This window comes from Pseudomonas sp. St290 (genome assembly GCF_018325805.1).
GTDB lineage: Bacteria > Pseudomonadota > Gammaproteobacteria > Pseudomonadales > Pseudomonadaceae > Aquipseudomonas > Aquipseudomonas bijieensis.
The window spans coordinates 4,724,622-4,740,000 of the sequence record NZ_AP014703.1; the positions used below are offsets into that span (position 1 = coordinate 4,724,622).

A 15,379-nucleotide genomic window follows, 5' to 3' on the forward strand; every position below is an offset into this window, starting at 1 on the left:
AAATCGTAACCCACAGAATTAGTCAAAACCGTTACGTTCGCTCCATCTTCTTCACCCGGCCTTATACTGGCGGCACCTCGACTCACTGCGCCGCACAGGAGAACGCCATGGGCTGGTCCGCCAAGCAATACGTCACCTTCGAACAGGAACGCACCCGTCCGTCCCGGGACCTGCTCGCCGCCATCCCGCCCACACAGGCCCGTTCGGTGATCGACCTGGGGTGCGGCCCGGGCAATTCCACCGAACTGTTGGTGGAACATTTCAGCGGCGCCACGGTGCGCGGCCTGGACAGCTCCAGCGACATGGTCGACGCCGCACGCAAACGCTTGCCCGCCGTGGCGTTCGACACCGCCGACATCGGCCAATGGGATGAACCCGGGCCATTCGACGTGATCTTCGCCAACGCCGTGCTGCAATGGCTGCCGGACCACGCCACCCTGCTGCCCTCGCTGCTCGGCAAACTCGCCCCCGGCGGCAGCCTGGCGGTCCAGATGCCCGACACCCTGCACCAGCCCTCCCACCGCCTGATGCGGGAAATCGCCGCCAATGGGCCGTGGGCCAGCCAATTGGCCGGGGCGGCTGATTCGCGCACCGAAATGAAGGATCCCAGCACGTATTACTCGATCCTCAAGCCCCACTGCAGCCGCGTCGATGTGTGGCGCACCACCTACCATCACCCCTTGGCTGGCGGTGCCGCAGGCGTGGTGGAATGGTTCAAGGGCAGCGCCTTGCGGCCCTTTCTCGAGCCGCTGGATGAGGCCCAACGCGAGCAGTTCCTGGCGCGCTATCTCCAGGCGATCGAACAGGCTTATCCGGCATTGGACGATGGGACGGTGCTGCTGCCGTTTCCCCGGGTGTTCATGGTCGCGACGCGTTAGGGCGACGGTCGATGATGCAGTGACGGGGCCTAAATTTCTGATCTAGGCCCTCGTTACCTGCTAAGACCAAAAACCCGCAAGAGTGACCGCCGTGGACCTGCAAACCATCCTGGGCAAGCTGTTCGCCAATGCCGGCGCCGTTGGTATCGAAGGCGTCTTCCAATTCGTGTTCGGCCCGCACCAGGCGTACTGGTCCGAGGTCAAGGCCAGCAGCCGCACCCAGGCCGGTCGGCACACCAGTCCTGACGTCACCATTGAAGTGGCGGAAAAGGATTTCCTCGGGATCATGGCCGGCATGGCCAACGTTGAAGAACTGTTTGCCAGCGGTCGCCTGAAGATCGGCGGCAACATGGGCCTGGCGACGTTGCTGCCGCAAATCATCGACCATGCCCGGCATGGCGGTGGCGTGGCGGAAAAGGTCGACATGAACAAGCGCTACCCCACCCCGTCGCGCTTCAGCGAAACACTCACCGCCAGCCTGCCGGTCCAACGCGACGTAGAGCGGCGGCCTCGCAGTGGACTGTCGGTGCAGGAGTTCCAAGCGCGTTATTTGCCCCACGGTATTCCGCTGGTCATCAGCGATGCCTTGCAGGACTGGCCGTTATTCAAGCTCAGCCGCGAAGAATCCCTGGTGCATTTTGCCGAGCTGCAAGGCATCACCCGCCACGGCGACTACGTGAAGAAAACCTTCTCTACCGAGCGGGATTTCCGCTCCACATCCATGGCCGACTTCATCGCCTCCCTGGACAGCCCGGCGGTCAAGGGCAGCGATGGCGAACCACCGGCCTACATGGGCAACAACATCCTGCCAGAACGGCTGATGAAACAGATCAAGTACCCGCCCTACTTCGACCCATCGTTGTTCATCCCGCCGCGCATCTGGATCGGCCCCAAGGGCACCCTCACGCCGCTGCACCGCGACGACACCGACAACCTGTTCGCCCAGGTCTGGGGCCAGAAAACCTTCACCCTCGCCGCGCCGCATCACCGCGAAGCCCTTGGCACCTGGTCCACGGCGCCCCAAGGCGGGCTGGATGGCTGTGATTTCAACCCCGACGCGCCGGACTACCAACGCTTCCCCCACGCCCGCGACGTGACCTTCATGCGCGTGACGCTGGAGGCTGGGGATTTGCTGTTCTTGCCTGAAGGTTGGTTCCATCAGGTGGAGTCGGTGTCGACGTCGTTGTCGGTAAATTTCTGGGTGAATTCGGGGCGGGGTTGGTAACCGCTGATCTGAAGCAACATTCTTTGTAGCAGGCAGATTGTGGGAGCAAGGCTTGCCCGCGATGAAGGCAATGCGGTCTTTCAGAAATCGAGTCGCCTGTTTCGCGAGCAAGCTTTGCTCCCACAGTCCCCTTGCCACAGGTTTGTGTTTGGACCTGAAATATGAAGACCGCTTCACCCAAGTGAACTCCTCCCACCTCCCACCAGTCAGCAGGTAAGGCCCTCCATTCAAGGTGCTAGACCATGCAGATATCCCTCGCCCGACAGGTTGCCCTGGTCACCGGCGCCAGCTCCGGCATTGGCGCAGGCGCGGCCAGGGCATTGGCGGACGCTGGTGCTGCGGTGGTGCTCAACTACCACTCCAGCGCCGGCCCGGCACAAGACCTGGCCAGTGAAATCAACGCCAACGGTGGCCGCGCCATCGCCGTCGGTGCCGATGTGTCGAAGGAGCAGGACGTCGAGCGACTGTTCGCCCAGACTCTCGAAGCCTTTGGCACGCTGGACATCCTGGTGGCCAATTCCGGCCTGCAAAAAGACGCCGCCGCCGTCGACATGAGCCTGGAGGACTGGAACACGGTGATCGGCACCAACCTCACCGGCCAATTCCTCTGCGCCCGCGCCGCCCTGCGGATTTTCACCCGCCAGGGCATTCGCCAGGGCGTGTCCCGGGCCGCCGGCAAGATCATCCACATGAGTTCGGTGCACCAGCGCATTCCCTGGGCCGGCCACATCAATTACGCGGCGTCCAAGGGCGGTGTCGATCTGTTGATGCAGAGCCTGGCCCAGGAAACCAGCCACCAGCGCATCCGCATCAACAGCATCGCCCCCGGCGCCATCCGCACGGCCATCAACCGTGACGCCACCGAGGGCGAGCAGGAGCAAAAGCTGTTGGAACTGATTCCCTACGGTCGCGTCGGCGATGTGGAAGACGTCGCCAACGCCGTGGTCTGGCTGGCCTCGGACTTGTCCGATTATGTGGTGGGCACCACGCTGTTCATCGATGGCGGGATGAGCCTTTACCCGGGGTTTCGCGGCAATGGCTGATCATGACGAACCGCAAAGCCCCATCGAGAACCACGGCATCATCGGCGACATGCGCACGGCTGCGCTGGTCAATGACCGCGGCAGTGTCGACTTTTTCTGCTGGCCGGAATTCGACAGCCCATCGATCTTCTGCTCGCTGCTGGACACCCCGGAGGCAGGCATCTTCCAACTCGCGCCAGACCTGTCGAACGCCCGCCGCCAGCAAATCTACCTGCCCGACACCAACGTGCTGCAAACCCGCTGGCTGAGCGATGACGCCGTGGTGGAGGTCACCGACCTGCTGCCCATCGGCGACAGCGAGGATGATCTGCCAGTGTTGATGCGCCGGGTGCGCATGACCATCGGCAGTGCGACGTTTCGCATGCGCTGTGCGGTGCGTCACGATTATGCCCGGGCCACCACCACCGCACGCCAGGACAGTACCCACATCTGTTTCGAGGCGCCGGGGCAACCGAGCCTGCGCTTGTGCGCCGATCAGCCCATGACGCTGGACGGCAACGCGGCGGTGGCCGAGTTCACCCTGGAACAGGGCCAGAGCGCCGAGTTCCTGCTGGGCGGCATCGACGACCCGCGCCTTCAGGATGACGTCAGCGCGATATGCCTGGAGCGGACCCTGGCGTTCTGGCGCGGCTGGATCGGCCAATCCACCTATCGGGGGCGTTGGCGGGAAATCGTCAACCGCTCCGCCCTGGCGCTGAAACTGCTGACCTCGCGCAAACACGGCGCGATCCTCGCCGCCGCCACCTTCGGCCTGCCGGAAACCCGTGGCGGCGAACGCAACTGGGATTACCGCTACACCTGGATCCGCGACGCCTCGTTCACAGTCTACGCGTTCATGCGCCTGGGCTTTGTCGAAGAGGCCAACGCCTACATGCGCTGGCTGCGCGGGCGAGTCAGCGACTGCTGTGACCAACCGATCAAACTCAACATCCTCTACGGCCTGGACGGTCGGCTGGAGCTGCCGGAAACCGAGCTGTCGCACCTGAGCGGTTTTGGCAATGCGCAGCCGGTGCGCATCGGCAACCTCGCCTACCAGCAGGTGCAGTTGGACATCTTCGGCGAGCTGATGGACGCCGTGTACCTGGTCAACAAATACGGCGAAGCCATCTCCCATCAAGGCTGGAAACACACCGTCGACGTGGTCGACCAAGTGTGCAAGGTCTGGCAGGACAAGGATGTGGGTATCTGGGAAATGCGCGGCGACAAACAGCATTTTCTGCATTCGCGGCTGATGTGTTGGGTCGCCGTCGACCGCGCCATCCGCCTGGCCGAAAAACGCTCCCTGCCCGCCCCGTTCGCCCGCTGGGACGAGACCCGCCAGGCCATCTACCAGGACATCTGGACCAATTTCTGGAGCGAGGAACACCAGCATTTCGTCCAGCGCCTGGGCAGCACCGCCCTGGACGGCTCGATGCTGTTGATGCCTCTGGTGCGCTTCGTCAGCGCCCGCGATCCGCGTTGGCTCTCGACGCTCGACGCCATTGAAAAAAGCCTGGTGCGCGACGGCATGGTCTATCGCTACCGCAACGACGACAGCCCCATCGACGGCCTCAGCGGCATCGAAGGCTCATTCGCGGCCTGCTCGTTCTGGTACGTCGAATGCCTGGCCCGCGCTGGCCGCGTGGAAAAAGCCCAGCTGGAATTCGAACAACTGCTGCGCTACGCCAACCCGCTGGGGCTGTACGCCGAAGAGTTCGACAGCCACGGTTACCACCTGGGCAACACACCGCAGGCCTTGACTCACCTGGCGTTGATCAGCGCTGCCAGCTTCCTGGACCGCAAGTTGAGCGGGGAGAAGAATCATTGGCAGCCGTGAGCTGCCCTTCAGCCTGAACGCGATCCCTGTGGCGAGGGAGCTTGCTCCCGCTCGACTGCGCAGCAGGCGCAAAAATCCTGGGGTCGCTTCGCAACCCAGCGGGAGCAAGCTCCCTCGCCACAGAGAAAGCGGTGTGCTGGCTACTGCGTTGAGTCAGCCAGTTCGATGTCATCCAACGCTCGGTTGGCCAGCAATCGGGCCAGCTCGATCAACTGCTGAATCCCCAGCGCAACATGCCGCCGGGAACCTTCCAACTCGAACCCCAGGTCACTGACCAGCGCATCGGCCGAGGCGAGGGTTTCGCTGAGGGTGGTGAGCACCGATTCGGTGTTGAGGCCGGGGACCACGGTGAAAACCTGGCCGTCCTGGGTGTCGGGTTTGGGCGGGGTGGGCGACAAGTGGATGTTCAACGCCCGGTCGGCGGCTTCGCGGAGTTTTTTTGTGTCGAGGGTGGTGTAGGTAGAGAGGTCTTCGGCGCGTGGCGGGTTGGGGGTGATCTTGACCATAGTGAAACTCCTGACTTGAAGTTGAGCTCACCCACCTCGTGACCAAACGAGGGTGGTGGGCTATACGCAGGTTGGTCAACCGGGAAGTCAGGCACCCGGCGCACTCGAAAGTGCCCCGCGCACAGCCCACCGCAAAGCATACCGTCAAGCACACAAAAAAGCGCCGACATGCTGAGGTTGGCGCGTGTGCGCCTGACATTGGACGGGTGACCAAACCCGGTCGCTGATTTTGCAGCGACGAGCAAAGCCTATCCCCGCCCTTTCCTAACCGGCAACCGCCGCGACTCGTCAGAAAATTCCGGTTCACCTATTTTTTTGTAGGAACACCGCACCACTGTGGCGAGGGGATTTATCCCCGCTGGGCTGCGCAGCAGCCCCCTAAACAGTCAACTCAATCTGCCTGATGCACCGAAGCGCTGGTTACAGGGGCCGCTTCGCAGCCCAGCGGGGATAAATCCCCTCGCCACAAAAACTAGTTACGCCCCCCTTTCGAGTTGCCAGCCCCACAACCCTCTCCTAAGATCGATGCACTCACGGGTGCAGCGGAGCTGCCCGATAAAAACCCGACTCAAGGATCTGACATGACTCATATCAAACGCCCCATCACCACCCCACCCCGAACAGGCCTGACCCGCGAAGACCTCTGGGAAGGCCAGGACCGGGGCTTGATCAAATGCTGGGAAATCGGTCGCGAGCGCGCGGTGAAGTTTCCCGAACTGGCACAACGCTGCCTGGCCGGTGAATTGCCCGTGCTGGGCTGGAAAGGTGGCGTGAGCCGCAGCCTGAAAAAAAGCGAAAAATTCGGCTGCCTCAAATACCTCGCCCAATGGCAGGGCCTGCGCGGTGAAGACCTGGACATCGACCTGACTCAGGAGCGCACCCTGACCTGCGCCAACACGAAGATGATCGTGACCTTCACGCCGGATCGGGCCAAATACGTCAATCAGGAACCCGCCTGACTGCAACCGCGCTATACCGGAGGCCAACATGAACTTGAATCCCAAGGTCAACTTCGCAGTCACGCCGCTGTTGCGCATCGCTTACGAAGAGCATGGCCCCGCCAGCGGCGAGCCGATCATCCTGCTGCACGGTTTCCCTTACGACCCGAGAGCCTTCGATGAAGTCGCGCCCGCCTTGGCCGAGCGTGGCTACCGGGTCATCGTGCCCTACCTGCGCGGCTACGGCCCGACCCGCTTCAACAACCCGGCCATCCTGCGCTCCGGCCAACAAGCGGCGTTGGCGCAAGACCTGCTGGACCTGATGCACGCGCTTTCCATTCCCCAAGCGGCACTGTGCGGCTACGACTGGGGCGGCCGGGCGGCGTGTATCGTCGCGGCACTGTGGCCCGAGCGCGTGCGCTGCCTGGTGACCGGCGACGGCTACAACCTGCAGGACATTCCCCGTTCCACGCAGCCACTGCCCCCGGAAACCGAACATCGATTGTGGTACCAGTACTATTTTCACACGGCGCGGGGTGTCGAAGGCCTGACGCAAAACCGCCGTGAATTGTGTGAATTGCTCTGGCGCCTGTGGTCCCCCACCTGGAAGCGCGGCGCCAAACTGTATCCCCTCAGCGCCCCGTCGTTCGACAACCCGGACTTCGTCGATGTGGTGATCCATTCCTACCGCCATCGCTTCATGTACGCGCCGGGCGACCCGACGCTGGAGTGGATGGAGGAACGGCTTGCGGCACAACCGGCCATCAGCGTGCCGAGCATTTCCCTGTGCGGCGCCGATGACGGCGTGGGGCCCGCGCCGGAACACGACGAAGACGCCGGGCATTTCACAGGTTTCTATGAGCGCCGAGTGCTGGCCGGTGTTGGCCATAACATTCCCCAGGAAGCCCCCGAGGCCACGCTCAAGGCATTGCTGGATCTGCTTGAGGGCTGACGGCGAACCGCTCGCGATAGGCCTGCGGCGTTACGCCCATGGCCCGCAGGAAACTGCGGCGCAGGGTTTCTTCGCTGCCGAAGCCGCATTGCACTGCCACCCGCTTGATCGATACGGCGGTGTCGGACAACAGACGGCGAGCGGTTTCCACGCGAATCAACTCTACCGCCCGCGCCGGGGTCTGGCCGGTGTCGGCGCGGTAGTGCCGGACAAAACTGCGCTCACTCATGCCCACCTCGGCGGCCAGGCTCGACAGGCCCAGGTTACGGGTGAGGTTTTCGGCGATCCAGGCATGCAGGTCATCGAATCGACTGCCCTGTTTTTGCAGCGACAACGTCACGCTGAACTGCGATTGACCACCAGGACGCTTGAGGAACACCACCAGATGCCGGGCGACTTCCAGGGCCACCGTGCGGCCCAGATCTTCCTCGACCAGCGCCAGGGCCAGATCGATGCCAGCCGTGACCCCAGCCGAGGTCCACACCGGACCGTCGTTGATAAAGATCGGGTTGGGTTCGACCCGCAGTTGCGGATGTTGCTCGGCCAGTTGTTCGCAGCGGGTCCAGTGCGTCACCACGCGTCGTCCGTCCAGCCAACCGCTGGCGGCCAGCAGAAACGCTCCGGTGCACACCGATGCCACCCGCCGCGACCGCAGGCCGTGATCCTTGACCCAGGCCACCAGCGTCGGATCCTTCGCCGCCTCGTACACACCCCAGCCACCGGCGATCAATAGCGTATCGCTGCCTTCGCTCGGCAGCGGCTCGGCCAGCAGCGCCAAGCCCGCCGAGGACATCACCGCCCCGCCCCCCACGGCGATGACCGTCGGCGCGTAGGGCAATGGCAGGCCTTGCTGGCGGGCCAGGTCGTTGGCCGAGGCAAACACCTGCAAGGGCCCGGTGACATCCAGCACTTGCACGTTGGCGAAGGCCAGGACATGCACGGTTTTCGGTGGGTTGGGCATATTGGCGTGATTCGTGGGTTTATTGGCGTATACGCCAGAGCCTACGGATCTAAAGTAGAACCGTCCACCCCTCGGGCAATCATCCACAGGAGAACGCGACATGACGTTGCAGATCGGTTTGCTGTTATTCCCTCAAGTCCAGCAGTTGGACCTGACCGGCCCTTACGACGTGCTGGCCTCGTTGCCAGACGTGAAGGTCCACCTGATCTGGAAGGACCTGGCCCCGGTCACCGCCAGCACCGGGCTGGTGTTGTTGCCCACCACCACGTTCGAGAACTGCCCGAAGCTCGACGTGATCTGCGTTCCTGGTGGAACCGGCGTCGGCCCCCTGATGGAAGACGAGCAGACGCTGGCCTTCATCAAGCGGCAAGCCGCCGAGGCGAAATACATCACCTCGGTGTGCACCGGCTCGCTGGTGCTCGGTGCGGCGGGTCTGTTGCGGGGCAAGCGCGCCACCACCCATTGGGCCTATCACAGCCTGCTGCAAACCCTGGGCGCGACGCCGGTCAAGGACCGCGTGGTCCGCGATGGCAATCTGTTCACTGGTGGCGGCATTACCGCCGGGATCGATTTTGCCTTGACCCTGGCGGCCGAACTGTTCGACCAGGACACCGCTGAACTGGTCCAACTGCAACTCGAATACGCCCCTGCCCCGCCGTTCAACGCCGGCAGCCCGGACACCGCGCCGACGCGCGTGCTGGAAGAAGCAAACCGGCGTGCGGCCGAGTCGTTCCGGGTGCGCTCGCAAATCACCCAACGTGCTGCGGCGCGGTTGGAACGGGCGTAACGATGGACCTCAAGACTAGGCACAGACTATGTTGGGCTGGGCACAGGCTTGAGGCAGTCACCATTGTGGCGAGGGAGCTTGCTCCCGCTCGACTGCGCAGCAGGCGCAAAATCCTGGGGTCGCTTCGCAACCCAGCGGGAGCAAGCTCCCTCGCCACAATGGTCAGGTTTCCCCTCGTGGCGATACAACCTGCTCATGAGGGTTTCCTGTTGGGTCGGCCTCGACTCAGAACGGGCTGGCGGTGGGTCGCACGATCAGTTCGCTGACGTCCACGTCCGCCGGTTGTTCGATGGCGTAGGCGATTGCCCGGGCGATGGCTTCGGCCGGAATGGAGATCTTGCGGAACTCGCGCATTTCGGCACGTCCACCTTCATCGGAAATGCTCTCGGCCAGTTCCGACTCGGTCACGCCAGGGGAAATCACCGTTACGCGCACATCCCCCCCGACTTCCTGGCGCAAGCCCTCGGAAATCGCTCGCACGGCAAACTTGGTGGCGCAATACACGGCGGCAGTCGGGCTGACGGCATAGGCACCGATGGACGCGATGTTGATGAACTGGCCGCTGCGCTGGCGCTGCATCAGCGGCAAGCCGGCAGCGATGCCGTGAAGCACGCCACGGATGTTGACGTCGATCATGCGGTCCCACTCCTCGACTTTCAGAGCTTCGAGCTTGGAGAGCGGCATGACCCCGGCGTTGTTGATGATCACATCGACACGACCGAACCGCTCGACAGCAAAGTCGATCAGGTTCTGGACGTCATCGCGACGGGTCACGTCCACGGCTTTGCAGACCGCTTGCTGGCCGGCGGTTTCGAGTTCGTGTACCAGTGTTTGCAAACGATCGATGCGCCGGGCGCCCAGCACGACACGAGCACCGCGAGCCGCGAGCAGCCGCGCCGTTGCTTCACCGATCCCGCTGCTGGCACCCGTGATGACCACTACTTTGTTTTGAATATCGGACATGATGGTTTCCTCGTCTGGATGTGTTGGCCCCCGGTGGGAGCGTTTTGACAGGTCCAGATTAGGGAATCGACCCTGGCCCGGGTTAGCCGGATCCTCCTGCGCACTTGCACGATCCTGTAGCGATAAAACCGACTCTGGCCGACAGCCGCGCAATCGGTTTTACTAGCGCGGTCTACTTATTTGGTCTGGGAGATTGATCGGCATGTCGGTATCCACGTCCATCCACATAGCGCCAGACGACGGCGTCAGCCAGCGCCGCGCTGAACTGGCGAGCTTGATGAAGCGCTTTGCGCCGGAGTTCGGCGTCCACCCCACGGCCATCGAGGCCTTGCACCTGATCCGCAGCGACCAGCCAACCGAGGCGCTGCACACCGTGCACAAGCCTGGTTTGTGCGTGATCATCGAGGGGCGCAAGGAAGTGCGCCTGGCGGACGAATGCTACGTGTATGACCCGCTCAACTACCTAGTTGTCTCGGTGACCCTGCCGTTGGCTGGCCAGGTGATTGAAGCCAGTCCCGAGCGTCCCTACCTGTGCATCCGCCTCGACATCGATCCGGCACAGATCTGCCGCCTGATCGCCGACGCCAGCCCTATCGGCGTGCCGCCCGAAAGAAGCGGACGTGGATTGTTCCTGGACCGCATCGATGCGCCATTACTCGACGCGATGCTGCGTTTACTGCGGCTGTTGGACAGCCCGGACGATATCGCCACCCTCGCGCCATTGGCCCAGCAGGAGATTTTCTACCGGCTGCTGCGTGGTTCCCAAGGCCAGCGCTTGCACGAAATCGCCATTCCCGACACTCAGACCCATCGCATCAGCCGCGCCATCGAGTGGCTCAATACCCATTACGCCGAGCCGCTGAGCATCGACAGCCTGGCACAAATGATCAATCTCAGCCCTTCGGCCCTGCATCACCGCTTCAAAGCCGTGACCGCCATGAGCCCGCTGCAATACCAGAAACAGCTGCGCCTGCAGGAAGCCCGACGGTTGTTGTTGGCGGAGAACAGCGACGTTTCGTCAATTGGCTACAAGATGGGGTATGAAAGCCCTTCGCAGTTCAGTCGTGAATACAGTCGTCTATTTGGCGCCTCGCCGAGCAAGGACATCGCTCGTTTGCGCGCCCAGGCGCTGCAAGCCAGTAGCGCCTGATCCTGCTCACAAACAGGATCAGGCAAAACCAGGACAGTATCCGTCTAACGCCCGCCCCTTCCTCGCCCCTAATCTGAACCCATGCAGCAAGACAACCGTCACCGCTGCAACGGGTTCAGCAGATCGCGATATCTGAACGACCCGGCACTCGACCCTTGATATGACCGGAGTCTTTACCATGAAAACGTTCAACACTTTGATCGCCGTTACCGCCTTCGCCCTGAGCGCCAGTGCGTTCGCCTTGCCGAGCCAGCAACAAGACCGTTTCTTTACCCAAGTTAGCGACTACCAGCAGCCTGTGGCCGCTGATGGTGCCGATCGGACGCCTGGGGGGCAGACCTTGACGGCCGATGGCGCGGACCGCACGCCTGGCGGCCAAACCTTGGCGGCCGATGGCGCAGACCGGACACCTGGCGGCCAAACCTTGGCGGCCGACGGCGCGGACCGGACACCTGGCGGCCAAACCTTGGCGGCCGATGGCGCGGACCGGACACCTGGCGGCCAAACCTTGGCGGCCGATGGTTCCGACCGCATCATGGCCCGGCGCCTGGCATGATCAGCTCACTTTTTCACAGACGAAAAAAAACCCGCCTAGGCGGGTTTTTTGAGGACCAATTTGACTCCCTGTCCGGCATTCCATGCCTGGTCCAATCATCCATGACCCTGAGCACTCCCTGTACCCAGTGGATGGACACAGATTAGGCCCACCGGAGTTTCTGGAAAAGACGAGAAAGCAGCAACAGCGTGTAAGCGTTTCGCTATAGGAACCTTTCCAGACTTTTTTGTGGGCGAAAAAAAACCCGCCGAAGCGGGTTTTTCCAAGACCATTACGACTCCCTGTCGATAGCTTTCCTTGCAAGGTCGATCGTCCCTGATCCTGAGCACTTCCTGTGCTTCAGTGGATGAGTCCAGATTACGCCTCGGATCCAAAATGAAATAGACGACATAGCTACCATCTCGTGTAAGACATTCGCTATACCAGTCCCTCCGAAAACCCTTAGTCCTATCAGCAGGCCAGGATCAAGACTTGCTCAGGAAGGCTTCAATATTGGCCATCTGCTCGTCCCAGCCACGGCTGTCCATGCGAAAAGCCTTGAGCCGACGGGCCTCAGGGATATTGTTGAAGCCCGACTCCACGACTTTGAGCAAGGTACCGCCATCCATGTCCTCGAGTTCGAATTGCACCCGGGTTTCAGACTCCTGGGAATAATCCACCTGCGGCTCGACAGCGTAAGGATGCCAGCGAAACGAGAACACACGCTCTGGCTCCACCCGCTCCACCGCCACGTCCCAGATGAGGTGCTCGTAACCTGGGTAAGTGATTTGCCCCTGGGTACGCTCACCTGCCACAAACCGTTTCCCCTCAAGGGCGACACCGAACCATTGGCCGAAGGCTTCGGCATTGGCCAGGGCTCGCCAGACTTGAGAGCGCGGAGCCTTGAGCAGGATCTTTCTTTCAATGCGATCGGATGAATGCATGAGTCACCTCTGTGTTTCAACAGTAGGCTTGTAAGACCACGAGGCCAACCGGAAAGTTGTATCAGACTCTTGTTTAGCACTCGCTACCTTTAAAACTGCATGGGCGATGTAAACTCCCACGGTGTACCCCTCAAGGAGAGACCGAACATGTCCCCACGCTTGCTTATGGCCTTGATGCCGCTGCTTTTCTTCACTGTTGCCCAGGCCGACGACTGCGCCAACGCCACCACCCAAGGCGAAATGAACCAATGCGCAGCCAAAGAGAATAAGGCCGCCGACAACGAGCTGAACAGCTTGTACAAGCAGATCACAGCACGCTTGAAGGACAATCCCGAGGCCAAGCAAATGCTGGTCAAGGCCCAGCGTGCCTGGATAGGCTTCCGTGACGCCGAATGCAATTTTTCCGCCTCTGGGGTCGAGGGCGGCAGCGTGTATCCACTGATCTACAACAATTGCATCACGACCCAGACCAAAGCCCGGGTCGAAGCATTCAAGACCTATCTCAAGTGCAAGGAAGGGGATCTGAGCTGTCCAGTACCCGAGGCTTAAGGGCCACGATGTAAAAAAGGATGGCCCCACAGGTCATCCTTTTTTGGCCAAGCTTTTTCTTGCAGGCAAAACAAAACCCCTACCTGCGTCAGCAGATAGGGGTTTCGGAATTTAATCTTGACGATGACCTACTCTCACATGGGGAAACCCCACACTACCATCGGCGATGCATCGTTTCACTTCTGAGTTCGGGATGGGATCAGGTGGTTCCAATGCTCTATGGTCGTCAAGAAATTCGGTAGCCGGTGCGTGCCTTGCGGTCACGTGCCAGCGAATGGGTATGCGATAGATTTGTGTGTTGCGTTCGTGAGCGATGCGAACTTTCGGTTCGTGTCGTCTTCACACACCGCAATCTGGTCTCTTCGCTCTTCAGCTTGGAGTTACAAATTGCTTGGGTGTTATATGGTCAAGCCTCACGGGCAATTAGTACAGGTTAGCTCAACGCCTCACAGCGCTTACACACCCTGCCTATCAACGTCGTAGTCTTCGACGGCCCTTCAGGGGACTCAAGGTCCCAGTGAGATCTCATCTTGAGGCAAGTTTCCCGCTTAGATGCTTTCAGCGGTTATCTTTTCCGAACATAGCTACCCGGCAATGCCACTGGCGTGACAACCGGAACACCAGAGGTTCGTCCACTCCGGTCCTCTCGTACTAGGAGCAGCCCCTCTCAAATCTCAAACGTCCACGGCAGATAGGGACCGAACTGTCTCACGACGTTCTAAACCCAGCTCGCGTACCACTTTAAATGGCGAACAGCCATACCCTTGGGACCGGCTTCAGCCCCAGGATGTGATGAGCCGACATCGAGGTGCCAAACACCGCCGTCGATATGAACTCTTGGGCGGTATCAGCCTGTTATCCCCGGAGTACCTTTTATCCGTTGAGCGATGGCCCTTCCATACAGAACCACCGGATCACTAAGACCTACTTTCGTACCTGCTCGACGTGTCTGTCTCGCAGTCAAGCGCGCTTTTGCCTTTATACTCTACGACCGATTTCCGACCGGTCTGAGCGCACCTTCGTACTCCTCCGTTACTCTTTAGGAGGAGACCGCCCCAGTCAAACTACCCACCATACACTGTCCTCGATCCGGATAACGGACCTGAGTTAGAACCTCAAAGTTGCCAGGGTGGTATTTCAAGGATGGCTCCACGCGAACTGGCGTCCACGCTTCAAAGCCTCCCACCTATCCTACACAAGCAAATTCAAAGTCCAGTGCAAAGCTATAGTAAAGGTTCACGGGGTCTTTCCGTCTAGCCGCGGATACACTGCATCTTCACAGCGATTTCAATTTCACTGAGTCTCGGGTGGAGACAGCGCCGCCATCGTTACGCCATTCGTGCAGGTCGGAACTTACCCGACAAGGAATTTCGCTACCTTAGGACCGTTATAGTTACGGCCGCCGTTTACCGGGGCTTCGATCAAGAGCTTCGCGTTAGCTAACCCCATCAATTAACCTTCCGGCACCGGGCAGGCGTCACACCCTATACGTCCACTTTCGTGTTTGCAGAGTGCTGTGTTTTTAATAAACAGTCGCAGCGGCCTGGTATCTTCGACCGGCGTGGGCTTACGCAGCAAGTGCTTCACCCTCACCGGCGCACCTTCTCCCGAAGTTACGGTGCCATTTTGCCTAGTTCCTTCACCCGAGTTCTCTCAAGCGCCTTGGTATTCTCTACCCAACCACCTGTGTCGGTTTGGGGTACGGTTCCTGGTTACCTGAAGCTTAGAAGCTTTTCTTGGAAGCATGGCATCAACCACTTCGTCACCCAAAGGGTAACTCGTCATCAGCTCTCGGCCTTAGAATCCCGGATTTACCTAAGATTCCAGCCTACCACCTTAAACTTGGACAACCAACGCCAAGCTGGCCTAGCCTTCTCCGTCCCTCCATCGCAATAACCAGAAGTACAGGAATATTAACCTGTTTTCCATCGACTACGCTTTTCAGCCTCGCCTTAGGGACCGACTAACCCTGCGTCGATTAACGTTGCGCAGGAAACCTTGGTCTTTCGGCGTGGGTGTTTTTCACACCCATTGTCGTTACTCATGTCAGCATTCGCACTTCTGATACCTCCAGCAAGCTTCTCAACTCACCTTCACAGGCTTACAGAACGCTCCTCTACCGCATCACTTGC

The 15,379-nt window shown here is 60.7% G+C and carries 14 protein-coding genes and 2 rRNA genes (1 of these 16 running past the window's edge); 10 read left to right on the top strand and 6 right to left on the bottom strand.

What is annotated here, in order from left to right; genetic code table 11:
- Positions 1 to 107 precede the first annotated feature (107 nt).
- The 4 genes from tam to PBDP_RS20350 all read left to right on the top strand — a co-directional run bounded on the left by tam (position 108) and on the right by PBDP_RS20350 (position 4,962).
- A complete protein-coding gene (gene tam / locus PBDP_RS20335) occupies positions 108 to 878 on the top strand; it encodes a trans-aconitate 2-methyltransferase (RefSeq protein ID WP_212801238.1) in 771 nt (256 codons plus the stop codon).
- A gap of 91 nt (positions 879 to 969) precedes the next feature.
- Entirely contained in the window at positions 970 to 2,103 is a 1,134-nt protein-coding gene (locus PBDP_RS20340) for a cupin-like domain-containing protein (protein WP_163857624.1), read from the top strand.
- A gap of 242 nt (positions 2,104 to 2,345) precedes the next feature.
- Complete coding sequence (locus PBDP_RS20345; RefSeq protein ID WP_116833077.1) at positions 2,346 to 3,146, top strand: SDR family oxidoreductase; 801 nt, start codon at positions 2,346 to 2,348, stop codon at positions 3,144 to 3,146.
- The gene (locus PBDP_RS20350; protein ID WP_116833078.1) at positions 3,139 to 4,962 is read left to right on the top strand and encodes a glycoside hydrolase family 15 protein; all 1,824 of its coding nucleotides are present in this window, start codon (positions 3,139 to 3,141) and stop codon (positions 4,960 to 4,962) included. The genes PBDP_RS20345 and PBDP_RS20350 overlap by 8 nt, the downstream gene beginning before the upstream one ends.
- A 140-nt stretch (positions 4,963 to 5,102) precedes the next feature.
- Here PBDP_RS20350 and PBDP_RS20355 read toward each other — a convergent pair whose 3' ends face one another.
- Complete coding sequence (locus PBDP_RS20355; protein WP_212801239.1) at positions 5,103 to 5,468, bottom strand: DUF6124 family protein; 366 nt, start codon at positions 5,466 to 5,468, stop codon at positions 5,103 to 5,105.
- A gap of 581 nt (positions 5,469 to 6,049) precedes the next feature.
- Here PBDP_RS20355 and PBDP_RS20360 point away from each other — a divergent pair.
- Positions 6,050 to 6,427, top strand: a complete 378-nt coding sequence (locus tag PBDP_RS20360) for a hypothetical protein (protein ID WP_109754543.1) — start codon at positions 6,050 to 6,052, stop codon at positions 6,425 to 6,427.
- 28 nt (positions 6,428 to 6,455) lie between these two features.
- A complete protein-coding gene (locus tag PBDP_RS20365) occupies positions 6,456 to 7,358 on the top strand; it encodes an alpha/beta fold hydrolase (RefSeq protein WP_212801240.1) in 903 nt (300 codons plus the stop codon).
- On the opposite strand, the gene PBDP_RS20370 is transcribed toward PBDP_RS20365, so the two are convergent.
- Positions 7,327 to 8,319, bottom strand: coding sequence for a GlxA family transcriptional regulator (locus tag PBDP_RS20370; RefSeq protein WP_212801241.1), 993 nt, complete (start codon positions 8,317 to 8,319; stop codon positions 7,327 to 7,329). The two genes, PBDP_RS20365 and PBDP_RS20370, sit on opposite strands and share 32 nt — an antisense overlap.
- Positions 8,320 to 8,419: 100 nt before the next feature.
- On the opposite strand from PBDP_RS20370, the gene inhA reads away from it, so the two are divergent.
- Positions 8,420 to 9,106 (top strand): isonitrile hydratase, encoded by a 687-nt coding sequence (gene inhA / locus PBDP_RS20375; protein ID WP_212801242.1) that lies wholly within the window; start codon positions 8,420 to 8,422, stop codon positions 9,104 to 9,106.
- A gap of 225 nt (positions 9,107 to 9,331) precedes the next feature.
- Here the strand turns inward: inhA and PBDP_RS20380 are convergent, their stop codons facing one another.
- Entirely contained in the window at positions 9,332 to 10,069 is a 738-nt protein-coding gene (locus PBDP_RS20380) for an SDR family oxidoreductase (RefSeq protein WP_212801243.1), read from the bottom strand.
- A 202-nt stretch (positions 10,070 to 10,271) separates the two neighbouring features.
- Between PBDP_RS20380 and PBDP_RS20385 the strand changes: the two genes are divergently transcribed.
- Both PBDP_RS20385 and PBDP_RS20390 read left to right on the top strand, forming a co-directional pair.
- Positions 10,272 to 11,219: an AraC family transcriptional regulator gene (locus PBDP_RS20385; protein ID WP_212801244.1), complete on the top strand. Its 948-nt coding sequence runs from the start codon at positions 10,272 to 10,274 to the stop codon at positions 11,217 to 11,219.
- A 160-nt stretch (positions 11,220 to 11,379) separates the two neighbouring features.
- Positions 11,380 to 11,775 carry a hypothetical protein gene (locus tag PBDP_RS20390; protein WP_502936854.1) on the top strand — a complete coding sequence of 132 codons (396 nt, stop codon included), beginning with the start codon at positions 11,380 to 11,382 and terminating at the stop codon, positions 11,773 to 11,775.
- Between the two features lie 464 nt (positions 11,776 to 12,239).
- Here PBDP_RS20390 and PBDP_RS20395 read toward each other — a convergent pair whose 3' ends face one another.
- Complete coding sequence (locus tag PBDP_RS20395; protein WP_109754535.1) at positions 12,240 to 12,698, bottom strand: SRPBCC family protein; 459 nt, start codon at positions 12,696 to 12,698, stop codon at positions 12,240 to 12,242.
- A gap of 147 nt (positions 12,699 to 12,845) precedes the next feature.
- Between PBDP_RS20395 and PBDP_RS20400 the strand changes: the two genes are divergently transcribed.
- Positions 12,846 to 13,247, top strand: a complete 402-nt coding sequence (locus tag PBDP_RS20400) for a lysozyme inhibitor LprI family protein (protein ID WP_116833087.1) — start codon at positions 12,846 to 12,848, stop codon at positions 13,245 to 13,247.
- Positions 13,248 to 13,362: 115 nt separating this feature from the next.
- Here PBDP_RS20400 and rrf read toward each other — a convergent pair.
- Positions 13,363 to 13,478: ribosomal RNA gene (gene rrf, locus PBDP_RS20405) — 5S ribosomal RNA — on the bottom strand.
- 171 nt (positions 13,479 to 13,649) lie between these two features.
- Positions 13,650 to 15,379 (bottom strand): 23S ribosomal RNA (locus tag PBDP_RS20410) (it continues 1,162 nt past the right edge of the window).

Bases quoted from the DNA above. Each gene is read 5' to 3' on its own strand.
- PBDP_RS20390 (WP_502936854.1), top strand. From the start codon at position 11,380: ATGACCGGAGTCTTTACCATGAAAACGTTCAACACTTTGATCGCCGTT.
- PBDP_RS20350 (WP_116833078.1), top strand. From the start codon at position 3,139: ATGGCTGATCATGACGAACCGCAAAGCCCCATCGAGAACCACGGCATC.
- PBDP_RS20355 (WP_212801239.1), bottom strand. From the start codon at position 5,468: ATGGTCAAGATCACCCCCAACCCGCCACGCGCCGAAGACCTCTCTACC.
- inhA (WP_212801242.1), top strand. From the start codon at position 8,420: ATGACGTTGCAGATCGGTTTGCTGTTATTCCCTCAAGTCCAGCAGTTG.
- PBDP_RS20360 (WP_109754543.1), top strand. From the start codon at position 6,050: ATGACTCATATCAAACGCCCCATCACCACCCCACCCCGAACAGGCCTG.
- PBDP_RS20345 (WP_116833077.1), top strand. From the start codon at position 2,346: ATGCAGATATCCCTCGCCCGACAGGTTGCCCTGGTCACCGGCGCCAGC.
- PBDP_RS20370 (WP_212801241.1), bottom strand. From the start codon at position 8,319: ATGCCCAACCCACCGAAAACCGTGCATGTCCTGGCCTTCGCCAACGTG.
- PBDP_RS20385 (WP_212801244.1), top strand. From the start codon at position 10,272: ATGTCGGTATCCACGTCCATCCACATAGCGCCAGACGACGGCGTCAGC.
- PBDP_RS20380 (WP_212801243.1), bottom strand. From the start codon at position 10,069: ATGTCCGATATTCAAAACAAAGTAGTGGTCATCACGGGTGCCAGCAGC.
- PBDP_RS20395 (WP_109754535.1), bottom strand. From the start codon at position 12,698: ATGCATTCATCCGATCGCATTGAAAGAAAGATCCTGCTCAAGGCTCCG.
- PBDP_RS20365 (WP_212801240.1), top strand. From the start codon at position 6,456: ATGAACTTGAATCCCAAGGTCAACTTCGCAGTCACGCCGCTGTTGCGC.
- tam (WP_212801238.1), top strand. From the start codon at position 108: ATGGGCTGGTCCGCCAAGCAATACGTCACCTTCGAACAGGAACGCACC.
- PBDP_RS20400 (WP_116833087.1), top strand. From the start codon at position 12,846: ATGTCCCCACGCTTGCTTATGGCCTTGATGCCGCTGCTTTTCTTCACT.